This is a genomic window from Pyrinomonas sp. (assembly GCF_040289685.1).
Lineage (GTDB): Bacteria > Acidobacteriota > Blastocatellia > Pyrinomonadales > Pyrinomonadaceae > Pyrinomonas.
In genome coordinates, this window is sequence record NZ_PSLQ01000079.1 from 371 (window position 1) to 13,677 (window position 13,307).

At 60.6% G+C, this 13,307-nt stretch carries 7 protein-coding genes; 1 reads left to right on the forward strand and 6 read right to left on the reverse strand.

From position 1 onward, the window contains the following. The 5 genes from C4334_RS13270 to C4334_RS13290 form a co-directional block, all read right to left on the reverse strand. Positions 1 to 1,210: dihydroxy-acid dehydratase domain-containing protein (locus tag C4334_RS13270; protein WP_352432572.1), on the reverse strand; the 1,210-nt coding region annotated here is incomplete at its 3' end. After that, positions 1,210 to 2,226: a ketol-acid reductoisomerase gene (gene ilvC, locus C4334_RS13275; RefSeq protein ID WP_352432573.1), complete on the reverse strand. Its 1,017-nt coding sequence runs from the start codon at positions 2,224 to 2,226 to the stop codon at positions 1,210 to 1,212. The genes ilvC and C4334_RS13270, both read right to left, overlap by 1 nt. Positions 2,227 to 2,290: 64 nt before the next feature. Beyond that, positions 2,291 to 2,827 (reverse strand): acetolactate synthase small subunit, encoded by a 537-nt coding sequence (ilvN, locus tag C4334_RS13280; protein WP_352432574.1) that lies wholly within the window; start codon positions 2,825 to 2,827, stop codon positions 2,291 to 2,293. 225 nt (positions 2,828 to 3,052) lie between these two features. After that, positions 3,053 to 4,762, reverse strand: coding sequence for a biosynthetic-type acetolactate synthase large subunit (ilvB, locus tag C4334_RS13285; RefSeq protein WP_502943445.1), 1,710 nt, complete (start codon positions 4,760 to 4,762; stop codon positions 3,053 to 3,055). A gap of 780 nt (positions 4,763 to 5,542) precedes the next feature. Next, positions 5,543 to 8,809: a TonB-dependent receptor gene (locus C4334_RS13290; protein WP_352432575.1), complete on the reverse strand. Its 3,267-nt coding sequence runs from the start codon at positions 8,807 to 8,809 to the stop codon at positions 5,543 to 5,545. A 706-nt stretch (positions 8,810 to 9,515) separates the two neighbouring features. Between C4334_RS13290 and C4334_RS13295 the strand changes: the two genes are divergently transcribed. Continuing rightward, a complete protein-coding gene (locus C4334_RS13295) occupies positions 9,516 to 11,393 on the forward strand; it encodes a phosphoenolpyruvate carboxykinase (GTP) (protein ID WP_502943446.1) in 1,878 nt (625 codons plus the stop codon). Between the two features lie 119 nt (positions 11,394 to 11,512). Here the strand turns inward: C4334_RS13295 and C4334_RS13300 are convergent, their stop codons facing one another. Then, a complete protein-coding gene (locus C4334_RS13300) occupies positions 11,513 to 13,066 on the reverse strand; it encodes an outer membrane beta-barrel protein (protein WP_352432577.1) in 1,554 nt (517 codons plus the stop codon). Positions 13,067 to 13,307: the final 241 nt, after the last annotated feature.

The following is a 13,307-nucleotide window of genomic DNA, read 5'->3' on the forward strand; positions in this document are numbered from 1 at the left end:
TCCGCCGTTGTCTGATCCCGGAGACTTTGGCCACCGCTCCCTCGCGCGCCAGATTCCCGCGCAGGATCGCTAAATGTCCGCACGCGTAAAGCGGCGTCGTCCACGGACGTATCACGTCTTGATCGCGCGGCGGCTCGCGGGGCACCTCAGCCAGCGCTTCGGCCACTGTCTGTCCCGTGATGGTAAGCGCGTCGCCGTGCAGCAGGCCGTGTTCAAGCAACGTGCGCATCACTTGCGGCACGCCGCCCGCACGATGTAGGTCAGTTGCCACGTACCGCCCCGATGGTTTCAAATCACAAAGCACGGGCACGCGCGCGCGCATGGTCTCGAAATCATCGAGCGAAAGCGGCACCTCGGCTGCATGCGCGATCGCCAGCAGATGCAACACGGCGTTGGTCGAACCGCCCGTCGCCATCACCACTGCGATGGCGTTTTCGAACGCTTTGCGCGTCAGGATCTGTCGCGGCAAGAGGCGCCGACGCACGGCCTCGGCCAACACACGCCCGGCGCGCGCTGCATCTTCTGCCTTCTCTTCATCTTCAGCCGCCATGGTCGATGAGCCCGGCAGACTCAACCCCATCGCCTCGATGGCCGCCGACATGGTGTTGGCCGTATACATGCCGCCACACGCGCCCGCACCGGGGCAGGCGCGCCGTTCGATCTCGCGCAGCTCGCCCTCGTCAATCTGCCCGGCACCGTACTGGCCCACAGCTTCGAACGCGCTGACAATCGTCAACTCCCGTTCGCCGTAGCGCCCGGCTTTGATCGTGCCGCCGTAAACAAAGATGGCCGGAACGTTCAACCGCGCGATGGCGATCATCGCGCCGGGCATGTTCTTGTCGCACCCGCCGATGGCAAGCAACCCATCGAACTGCTGCGCTTGGCACACGGTTTCAATCGAATCGGCGATCACTTCGCGCGAGACCAAGCTATAACGCATCCCTTCGGTCCCCATCGAGATCCCGTCGCTGACGGTGATGGTGCCGAAAAGCTGCGGCATGGTCTGCGCTTCGCGCAACGCCGCCATGGCCCGCTCGGCCAATCTTTGCAATCCGATGTTGCACGGCGTGATGGTGCTGTAACAACTGGCGACGCCGATGATCGGTTTGCCGAAATCGTCGTCGCCGAACCCTACGGCGCGTAACATGGCGCGGTTCGGTGTCCGCGCGACGCCTTGCGTGATCGCTCTGCTGCGCCAATTGTCGCTCATCAGTTCTCGGCCTCGTCCACCAGACGCTCACGTCGCAACCACGCCATCATCTCGCGCAAGTTGGCTCCGACCTTTTCGATCAAGTGCTCGCGCGTCTCGCGTTCCAACTGCTGAAAGCGCGGTCGCCCTTGCCGGTGCTCGCGCATCCATTCGCGCGCGAAAGCCCCCGACTGAATCTCTGCCAGAATGCCGCGCATGCGCCGCTTGGTCTCGTCATTGATGACGATGGGGCCGCGCGTCATGTCACCGTACTGCGCCGTGTTCGAGATCGAATAGCGCATCCCGGAGATGCCGCCCTCGTAAAGCAGATCGACGATCAACTTCATCTCGTGCAAACACTCGAAGTAGGCTAGCTCCGGCGTGTAGCCGGCTTCGACCAACGTCTCGAAACCGGCCTTGATGAGCGATGTCAACCCGCCGCAAAGCACCGCCTGTTCGCCGAACAGGTCCGTCTCCGTCTCCTCGCGAAAGGTCGTCTCGATGATGCCCGCTCGACCGCCGCCGATGGCGACAGCGTAGGCGAGCGCCGTGCGCCGTACATCGCCCGTCGGATCCTGATGCACGGCGAGCAGACACGGAACGCCGGCACCGCGCGTGTACTCGCGACGTACAAGGTGGCCCGGTCCTTTGGGCGCGACCATGAAGACCCCAACGTCGGACGGCGGTTTGATGAAGCCGTAATGGATGGCAAAGCCGTGCGAGAAGCCCAAACAGGCACCAGCGCGCAGATGCCCCGCCACCCATCGCTCGTAAACTTCGGGCGCCACCTCGTCAGGCACGAGCATCATCACGATCTCGGCTTGGGCCGCCGCTTCCGCAATCGGCAAGACGCGAAATCCAGCCCGTTCGGCCTTGGCGCGCGTGCGCCCTTCAGAACGCAGCCCGATGATCACATCGCACCCAGAATCGCGCAGGTTGTTCGCTTGTCCGAACCCTTGACTGCCGTAGCCGATGATGGCGATGCGCCTTCCGCATAGCGCTGTCGGATCAGCATCCTTGTCGTAGTAGAGTTTCATCTCGCTCTCTCCTCGGGTGCAGCAATCGAGGTCGCTCGAAAGCTGAATCGCTTCCATCATCGCCTCAGCAATCGAGACCGCTCGAGCGCCAGGCTTCCTCCGCCATCTCGCCCTCGGCGGAAGCGATGAGCCGCTCGATCGCCACGCATCCGCTGCGCACCACGTCGCGCACGCCCAACGGACGCAACAGCTCGATGAACGTCGCGACTTCGCCGCGCGCACCCGTGATCTCCAAGGTTGCCCGCGCGCCCGTGATCTCGATGATCTTGGCATCGAACGAACGCGCGAGCAGCAACAACTCCTGCCGGTGCGCGCCGGGCGGAGCATCCACACTGATAAGCGCCATCTCGCGTTCAACGTGCGTCTGCTCCGAGACGGGACGCACTTGCTGCACGCGCACGAGCCGCGCACACTGTTTGACGATCTGCTCGATGGTTCGCTCGTCGCCGTGCGTGGCGACCGTCACGCGCGACCAGCGCGGGTCCAACGTTTGGGCCACCGTCAAAGCTTCGATATTGAAACCGCGCGCGCTGAAAAGCCCAACGATGCGTGAAAGCTCGCCCGGTTGATCGGCCACCAAGATGGATAAAGTGCGTCGCATAGCTGATCTTCAACTCGTCTTTCGCCGCCGTTTCGCGCGTGCCGAAAGGATCTTTTCTCGGCTAAGGATCTTCTTTTCGGCTTACGTCTCGGTTCGCAATCAAGCAGGTGCTCTTTGACGCGCGTCGAAAGGATCTTCTTTGGGCGCTGACGAACTGGATCCGTCGCTCGCGCTGTGCCGCTTCGCGCGCGTCGAAAGGATCCTCTCTCGGGCGGGCGCGCAACGCTACCGCTGTGCTCTTGTGATCATCTCGCGCGCACTCGCACCTGCAGGCACGATCGGGTAGACGTTCTCTTCCTTGCAAACGCGCACGTCAACCACCGCCACGCCGTCGTGCCCGAGCGCCGCCTGCAACACGTCGCTGAGTTCCGATGGGTGCGTGGCGCGAAAGCCGCCCGCCCCGTAAGCTTCGGCTAATTTGACGAAATCGGGCGCTACCGACAGGTCCACCTCCGAATACGTCCGATCGTAGAAGAGTTCCTGCCACTGTCGCACCATCCCCAAATATCGGTTGTTCATGATGACCACTTTGATGGGGAGGTCGTACTGCACAGCCGTAGCAAGTTCCTGATTGGTCATCTGAAAACCGCCGTCGCCAACCACGGCGATGACCTGTCGCTCCGGACAGGCGAGCTGCGCACCAATGGCTGCCGGCAAGCCGAAGCCCATCGTTCCGAGTCCCCCGCTCGTGATCAACTGCCGCGCGCGATTGAATGGATAGAGCTGCGCCACCCACATCTGATGCTGGCCCACATCTGTGCAAATGATCGCTTCGCCCGTCGTCAACCGGCCCAGCTCTGCGACGACCTGCTGGGGCCTGATCTCGGCACCGACGGCGTCGTAATCGAGCGGGTAAAGCCTCTGCCACGCTCTTATGCGGTCCCACCAAGCTGTGCGCCGACACACGCTTTCGATCAGCTCCGCCCGCCTCCGTGACCTGATCTCGGTGAGCAACGCCGCCAACGACGCGCGCGCATCGCCCGCGACGACGAGGTCAGGTACCACCGTCTTGCCGAACTGCGCCGGATCGATGTCGAAATGGACGATGCGCGCTTGCGGCGCAAACGAAGCGAGCCGGCCCGTCACGCGATCGTCAAACCGCGCCCCCACGGCCAACAGCAGATCGCTTTCAGCTACTGCCATGTTGGCCGCATATGTTCCGTGCATGCCGAGCATGCCGAGACACAGTGGATGGCCGGTCGGAAAGGCGCCGAGCCCCATCAGCGTCGGCGTGACGGGCAACCTTAGCTCCTCTACCACGGCCCGCAACTCTTCTGTCGCGCCCGCATTGATCACGCCGCCGCCGACGTAGATCACCGGACGCTCCGCGTTGATGAGCGCCTCGGCGACCGCCCGCAACGCCCGCCGGTCCGGTTCGACCACCTTTCGGCGCCGCGGAAACTCGACGTGATCAAAGCGCGAGAAACTGCATCGCGCCGCCGAGACATCCTTCGGAACGTCGATCACCACCGGGCCAGGCCGCCCCGACCGCGCCAAATCAAAAGCCTCGTGCACCACAGCCGCCAGTTCGCTCACGTCGCGCACCAAATAGTTGTGCTTGACGCACGGGCGCGTGATCCCGACCGTATCGATCTCCTGAAAAGCATCGGTGCCGATCAAGCTCGTCGGCACCTGCCCGGTGATCACCACCAACGGCGTCGAGTCCATGTAAGCGTTGGCGATGCCAGTTACCGCATTAGTCGCCCCAGGTCCCGATGTCACCAACACGACGCCGACGCGCCCGCAAGCGCGCGCGTACCCTTCCGCCATGTGGACCGCGGCCTGCTCGTGTCGGACCAAGTAGTGCTTGATCGCATGGCGCGCGCGCCACAGCTCGTCGTAGATGTGCAACACGGCCCCGCCCGGATAACCGAAGATCGCTTCAACCCCCTCGCGCAGCAACGCTTCGATCAGTATCTCCGCTCCGCGCGGCATGATCTCGGTTGGCGACTCCCAACGCGAAGTCGCATCATCGTCGCTCTGCGCAACCGCTCCGGAGGAAATGTCCGATTCTTTTCGCATCGCTTCGATCCCCGCCCCTTCGACACTCGACGCCCTCTCCAAACGCGAGAGTGCAACTCTACACCCTCTAACGCCTATCTGTAAAATTTATTATTTTTACTTTTTTATAACTGAATTTTTTCGGCAGAAAATCGCAAGACGCGCCGTGGCGACGAGGGCTTACAACCGAAGCTGGCGAGCCGTGAAGGCTTTGCGTCTGCTGACAAGCACCTAGGGCGCGCAAACATCTTCGTGCGCATTCAGCTATTCGATAAGCACGGTCGAGACCGTTGATCGCTCTTCTATGGCTGATGCGGCGCGTGTGGCAGAAACAGCCAAGCGATCCATGGAATCCATTCTTGAGAGGCGTCAACCCCTGTTCCGAGTCGGAGACTTTCTCTGTGAACTGATCGCAGAGGCCAAGGCGGTCCAGAAAAGAAAGAGCTTGCTCCCAACGTCAACTACCGAGGAGATCACAGTCACCGCCTTGGCTTTGCCCTCGAAGGTGTGACCGCACGCGGCTTAGGCGACATGCCCTGCGTGAACCCAGCTTTAATCCCCGGCGAACATCAGGTTCAGATAGATACAACTGACGCTCGTTGCGGCGAACAGCAAACACGCGCGTTCAAATTTCCAGCCCGTCCACCTCAAACGAAAAGGGCGTCGAAAGATTTAGCCTTTCGACGCCCTTCATGGTGCGATGCTTCCGACGAATCAGAAGATCAGCTTCAATCCCATACGCATCGAGCGTCCGCCGCCGTTTGTCAAGTCGTAGTTGAGGAAGCTGCCCGCCTGCGTCGCGGTCACGTCGTTGGGCGGCACGCCAGTGAATTGCGGATGGTTGAAGATGTTGAAGGCTTCGAGTCGGTATTCGAGCTGCAGCTTCTCCGCGATGCGGAAGAGCTTGAAGAAGCTCATGTCGAAATTCTCCACTGGATTGGAGCGCTCCGTGTTTCGCCCGAGCGTCGCTGGACCCGGAAAGCCAGAGCCTGCCGGCGCTTGCACGACGTAGACGTCGTTGCGCGTCACGCACTGTCCGGTGTCGGGGTTACGCAGTCCTGTTGCGCAGACCGACGTCGCCACCACTTGCGCTCGTGTATTGCGCGGCGCCTTCGGATTGCCGAGATCGGGTCGATCCGAAGCGGTGATGCCATCGCCGTTGCGATCCAAACCGTTGACGATGGTGAAAGGCGCGCCCGATTGGAAGACCGTTACGCCCGTGATCCGCCAACCGCCGAGCACCTGCCCGAGAAAGCCACGCTTGGGGCCGGGCAGATCCCAGATGTAGCTGATGGTCAACCGATGCGCTCGGTGATAGTCCGAAACGCCGTGGTCGAGCTTGAGGCCGCCTTGAAAAGCGGGCACCGAGGCGAGCGCTGAAGCGGTTTGGCCCGTGGCGAAGATCTCGCTGATCTGATCGGTCAACTTCGACCAAGTGTAAGCCGTGTTGATTTGAAAACCCTGGGCGAAGCGGCGATCAACGCGCAACTGCATTGAGTGGTAATTGGAGTTGGCGCCGCTTGACCGATAGCGTCTAATCCCGAGATTTGGATAAAGACGCGCCCCGGTGGTCGGATTGACGATCGGGTTGAGGTCCTCGGTGACGAAGAGCTTGCGCCCTGCTGAACCGACATAAGCGAGGTCCATCACCAGATCCAACGGCAACTGGCGTTGCAGACCGAGCGACCAACGTTGCGTATAAGGGTTGCGGATACGCGGGTTGAAGACTGCAGTCTGCGAATCCAACGGCGTCGGAGTGCGCGGCGTCGAAGGGAGCGCGCCCGGATAGAAATTGGCCAATCCGCGCCCCGAAGAAGGAGCGGTGGTCGTCGTCGAAGTGTTGTTCGGCGAATCGGCGGCGATGTTCGACAGCATGTTATTGAAGAAGGTGTCGTAGCTTACTTGGTAGCCGCCGCGAATGACGCTGCGGTCGCGCCCGAACAACCGGCCCAGCAATCCCGTCTCGAAAGCGGGCGAATAGGCGAATCCGACCACGGGACCGAAGTTGTTGTTATCGACCTCCACGCGGTTCGGCACGAGGAAGTTGGCCGGATCGAAACCGGCGAAGGCCGGATATTTGAAGGCGCTGTTGGCCGGCTGCCCGAAATTCTCGTAGCGCAAGCCAAGCGTCAAAGTCAGATTGGGCGTCGCCTTCCATGTATCTTGGAAGAAGTAGCTATGCCGAAACAGGTTCGGACGGTAGAACGGCGTCCCGAAGTTGATGTTGGCTGCGCCGCTCGGCCCGCTGAAGTTGTCGATGAAATTGGCGAAGCTCGTATATCCGCCACCAGGGTTGAAAGCGAACGAGCCGCGCTCGTTAAAGGGCGGACGCTGACGCGCGCGCTGCCAGAGCAGTTCGACGCCGAAACGGAAGGTATGTTCGCCGTAGACCTTGGTCATCGTGTCTTGGACGAGGTAGTTGTTGGCTCGGCGGAACTGCGGGATGTTGGTGTTGATGCCGATGCCGGAGACCTCGCTGAAGCCGATGCGTTGCAACGTGAAGGCGAGCGGCGGAGCCGACGGCGAGATCGGAAACTCGAAGTCGATTTTGCCGTAGGGCGAAACGCGCAGCTCGTTGGTGATTGTCGGATTGATTACCCACGTGTAAGTGAAGAGGAGGTTGCGCGAGATGCCTTTGAAATCGGTAGTGAAGAAAGGCGAGTTCATCGCGCTCGGCGTGGTGATCGAATCATCGTCCAGGTAGCGGACGGAGAGTTTGTGCCGTTCGTTGAAAGAATGGTCGAGGCGAATAACGTATTGTCGATCGTTCGACTTCTGCCCAGCGGACACGCCGATCAACCCGGTCTCGATGTTGCCACGGTCTATGATCGGGCCCGTTCCGATCGGCCCGATGCCGAGCGCGACGTTGCGCAGCGTGGTGACACCGCGCGCAGCGCCGATGGCGTTCAGGTAAAGGTCCACGCGCGGGTTGGTTCCCGGCGGGAAGAGCTGCCGTAAGCGCGCAACGCCTGCTTCTGTTGGGACGCGAAACGGACCGAAGTTGGCCGTCGAGCGGTAACGGTCCCACTGAATGCCGAAGAAGAAGAAGGTCCGATCGCGCCCGTCGATCAAAACCGGTCCGCCTTCGCCGAAACGCGGCAAGTAAAGCGGGCCGCCGAGTGTTCCGCCGAAGATGTGTTCGGTGAACACGGGCGGTTTGGTCAAACCGTTCAAGCGTTGACCATTGGTCGTCGCATTGAAGGCTTGCGAAGCGATGAGATAACGCGCTGTCCCATGAAATTGGTTGGTGCCCGATTTGGTAATCAAGTTGAAGATGCCGCCGCCAGCGCGCCCGAACTCGGCGCTGAACAGCCCCGTCTGGACCGAGACTTCGGCGATGGCATCATCGTTGTTGATCTGCGTTGCCGGACCGGTCACGGAGATGTCATTGTTCTCTGTGCCATCGATCAGGTAGTTGTTGCCGCGTGGGCGCTGGCCGTTGACCGAAAACTGCGAGGCATTGCCAAACGACGCGCCGCCGGTCGGCGTCGCCACGCCAGGCAACAAGCGCGCCAGATCGTATGGATTCAAGCTGGCCGTCGGAAGCGAAGTCACTTGTCGCGGCGTGAAGTTGCCGCCACGCACCGAGTCGCTACGCTGCAACAGCTCTCCGGTGCTCGCGCTGACATCGACGATGACTTCGGTGGTGCCCACCTCTAACTGCACGTCAAACGTCGTGACGCGATTGGCCTGCACCTGAACGGCGCGAATCGAAACCGGCTTGAAACCGGTTGCCGAAACGGCGATATCGTACACGCCCAGATCGACCGCGTCGAAGCGATAAAGTCCCGCTTCATTGGTCGTCGTGGTGCGCGTCTGGTTGGTCGCTGTGTTTGAGATCGTAACGGTGGCGCCAACCACGACCGCGCCGTTCTGATCGGTTACCGTGCCGGTGATGGTTCCGCGGCTCGTCTGCGCTGAAACCGAAGAAGCGATCGCGAGAAAAACACCGACTAAAACCACATAAGCTCTGCGGATCATGCAGAAACTCCCTCCTTCGCGGCGTTTTGAAAGCTCCTCTAGCGGATGCCATTTCGTGTAGGCAAACATTATGCCAAGGGCAGGAAATGTCGTCGGCAGTCGAAAATGGCCGAAAATCGGTGAGCGCCGCCTTCGCCATCGGCCGCGCTATCCAAAAATTTGGATGGACCATCCAAAATTTCGGATGATCCCTTTTTCTCGCGCGTTTTCGCTGTCGGCCCGGATTCTGGCAGATGCGTGATCACAGCGCGGTTGTTTCAAAACGCTACCATGGGGCTAGGGATCGCACGTGCGCGCCGACTCAAGGGGCCGCGTGCGTCTGCGAAGGCGAAAACTTTCGCGGCGCGCGAGCGCAGCCCGTGAGCGAGATGCGGCGACATCGTAGGATTTGATCAACGCTCGAAAAAGACGAGCGGACGAAAATCATGGTGGTGAGCGAGACGCGGTGACATCGTAGGATTTGGTCAGGAGTCCAGCGCTCAGCCGCGCCACGAAACCAATGCGCGCATCGTCTCAGCGATCGCTCGATTGTTCGTCGCTTGAACGCGCGCGCTCTTTCCGCCATACTCTCTTGTTGTTCCGAGCGCGCCCTTACCGATGATGAGCGATCATGAACGTCTCTTCGCCTCATCTTTGATCGCAAGGCCGTGTGTGCGCGCACGGCGCGGTTGAACCTACACGGGAACCACTGGAATAGCGAAAGATGATGAAAATAGACATCCCCGCTTACGTCGTGAATCAGGAGCTGATCGAATGGGTGAGCCGTACGGCGGAGCACTGCCGACCCGAAGCTGTTTATTGGTGCGATGGATCGCAAGAAGAGTACGACCGTTTGTGTCAAGAGATGGTCGAGCGCGGCACCTTCATTCGCCTCAATCCGGAGAAGCGCCCGAACTCGTACCTCGCGCGTTCGCATCCGAGCGATGTCGCCCGCGTCGAGGACCGCACCTTCGTCTGTTCGATCAGCAAGAGCGACGCTGGGCCGACCAACAATTGGATGAGTCCCAAAGAGATGAAGGCGATCCTCAACGCCAAGTTCGACGGCTGCATGCGCGGACGGACGATGTACGTCATCCCCTTTTGCATGGGACCGATCGGTTCGCCGATTTCACAGTTCGGCGTGCAGATCACCGATTCGCCATACGTCGTCGTGAGCATGCGCATCATGACGCGCATGGGACGTCGGGCGCTCGACGCGCTTGGGCAAGGCGAGTTCGTCCACTGTTTGCACTCGGTCGGGATGCCGCTCACTCCAAATCAGCGCGATGTGGCGTGGCCCTGCGCGCCCGATCCGAAGGACAAGTACATCGTTCACTTTCCTGAAGAGAGGTCGGTCGTCAGTTTCGGGTCCGGCTACGGCGGCAACGCCCTTTTGGGCAAGAAGTGTTTGGCGCTACGCATCGCCTCGGTGATTGGGCGCGACGAAGGGTGGTTGGCCGAGCACATGCTGATCGTCGGCGTTCAGTCGCCCGACGGGCGTAAGGATTACGTCTGCGCCGCTTTTCCGAGCGCGTGCGGCAAGACCAACTTCGCGATGATGGTCCCGCCCAAACCATTTCGCGACGAAGGGTGGAGGATCACCGTCGTCGGCGACGACATCGCGTGGATCAAACCGGATGAAGAAGGCAAGCTGCGCGCCATCAATCCGGAAGCTGGTTTCTTCGGCGTCGCGCCCGGAACCAACTACGCCACCAACCCGAACGCGATGGAGACCATCCGGGCTAACACGATCTTCACCAACGTCGCCTTGACCGATGACGGCGACGTCTGGTGGGAAGGCATGGACGGCGAGCCGCCAGCGCACCTGATAGACTGGCAAGGCAACCACTGGACGCCTGGGTGCGGGCGCAAAGCGGCCCATCCGAACGCGCGTTTCACTGCCCCCATTACGCAGTGCCCGGTGGTTGACGAACACTTCGATGATCCGCGCGGCGTGCTCGTCTCGGCCTTCATCTTCGGCGGACGCCGGAGCACCGTTGCGCCGCTCGTGCTCCAATCGTTCAACTGGGCATTTGGCGTCTACATGGCCGCGACCATGGGATCGGAGATGACGGCCGCGGCCTTCGGCAACATCGGCGAAGTGCGTCGCGACCCTTTCGCCATGCTGCCTTTTGCCGGCTATCATATGGGCGACTATTTCTCGCACTGGCTCAACTTCGGACGGAGCATCCCCGAACCGCCGCGCATCTTCTCAGTCAACTGGTTCCGCAAGGATGAGGAAGGCAACTACCTGTGGAAAGGGTTCGGCGAGAACATGCGCATCCTCAAATGGATCGTGGAACGAGCGCGCGGACGCTCCATCGGCATTGAAACGCCGCTCGGTTGGCAACCGCGTTACGACGACATCGACTGGCGCGGGTTGGAAGAGTTCACGCGCGAGGATTTCGCGCGCGTGATGAGCATCGACCGCGACGTCTGGCTCAAAGAGATCGCCTCGCACGACGAACTCTTCTTCAAGCTCTACGACCGGTTACCCAAAGAGATGACCTTCATCCGCGAACTGTTGGTCTCGAACCTGTGGCGCGCGCCGGAAAAAGGGCGCGCCTATCCGGAGCGGCTCGAACCGCCGAAACAGAAACAATGAGCTCCGCTGTTTGGCTCGGAGGCGATCGCCGAGCTATCGCTTACGTTACCTCACCATTCAAGCAAAAAGTTACGACGGGGGAGCGTTGCTCCCCCGTCCGGGTTGATGCATTCGTGGCGCTAGAAAGAGTAGCGGAAGCCGAACTGCATGATGCGCGGCGTTCCTTGGATGCCCGTGAAGTTACTCCAGTTCGAAGGCGGAGATTCGTTGAACGGATCCAGCGTGATGCCGAATCCGGTGCGGCTCGTATCGAGGCGGCCAAAATGCTGCGTGTTGGTGACGTTGAAGACCTCCCAACGGATCTGCAGCTTGTGGTTTTCGCTCCAAGGCATCGTGAAGCTCTTCGCCAACCCCATATCCAAACTCACATAGCCGGGCATACGGAAGACGTTACGGTCGCCCGTTTCGCCGGGACGCGCATTTCGGAAGCTGCGGTAGGCGCCCGTCGGATCACAGCCGAAAAGTTTAGGCGGCTCGGCAGCGCCACGCGTCGGGCAGGTCGTAACGGGTTTGATCCTCACCGCGTTGCTCTGCACGTTCCAGTTGGTGGCCCAGCGAGAATCGTCGTATGGGGTCGGGGCTGGCAAGCCTGAATTCCAACGGAAGATGCCGGAAAGTTGCCAACCGCCGAGCAAAGCCTCGATGAACCCATTGGCGTTCGAGAGGAATCGGCGTCCGCGTCCGACTGGCAATTGCCAGACGCTGTTGACGTTGATGATCTGTCGCACGTCGAAGTCCGAACTCGAGTAGTTGTCGCGCGGACGAATCGGGTTGAGGATGAAAGCTGTCCCGTAAGTGCCGCTGGTCTGTAAACCCGAGGCGTTATCCAACGAATGTGACAGAGTGTAGTTGAAGTCGAGGGTCAGCGTTTGGCCCAGACGTTGTCGCACCGAGACTGTGCCGGCGTGGTAGTTCGAATAGGCGATGCTGCCAAAGGCTGACAGCGCCCCGTACTGCGACTGATAGAAGAGGCTGAGGCCGGTCGCCCTTTCCATGTCGTCTTGCAGCGTAGTCCAGTCGTTTCCGTTAAACAGCAAGACGCTGGCATAGACCGACTGCGTCGGGGATAATCCCGGCGGGATGATCGGGTCGCCGTAAACAGCCGTGTAGTAATCTCGCAACAGAGCGTTGAGGTTAGCTGGCAGCAGATTCTCGAACCACGGGATCGGGCGGACCGAAGAGATCGGAGCCCCCTGCGAACGCAAGATCTCCAGCGCGCCGGCGGCAGTGTACCAGTCCGTCCCCGATTTGGGATCGACCAAGTTGCTGAGCGCCATGACATCGCGCGTGGCCAACAGGTTTCGTCCCAACCGCCCGATGTAAGAGGCCTGGACGGTCAAGCCCTTTGGCAATTCACGCTCAAACGTCACGTTCCAATTGTAGTGGATGGGCGCAACGATGGCCTCGTCGAACGATGATTCAATGCGCCGCCCATTATCGGCTGGCGTTTGACGCGGGAAGGTCAAACGTCCGGGGATGATCACGTTCGGCAGCGATCGGACGTCTTGGTTGAACCCCGTAAAGAGCGGACCGGGTCGGTTGGTCGTGTTGTACGTCCCGAAGCGAAGCGTGAAGTTCGATGTGAAGCCGAGCGTATTGAGGTTGTCGAACGTGACGGCGATCTGTTGACCATAGTAGTCGTTGAAGATGGCAACCCCTCTTCCGCTTTTCAAGAACCATTCGAACGCTGAATTTCAGATACACCCCGCTGGTTACCGCCACGAGCCATTCCCCATATCTGTGGTGGAAGAGCGGAATCCCTCTTTCTGCCACGGCCCGGATCGCCTGGGCCGATACCTAGACGTTGCCAAATAGGGGGATTTGAGAGGTGTCCAGAAGTCGCACCGACACCTCCCTACCATCTAAGTATCTCCATACTAAGTTTGCGCGATTTCGATGGCCCCAAGTAGCTTG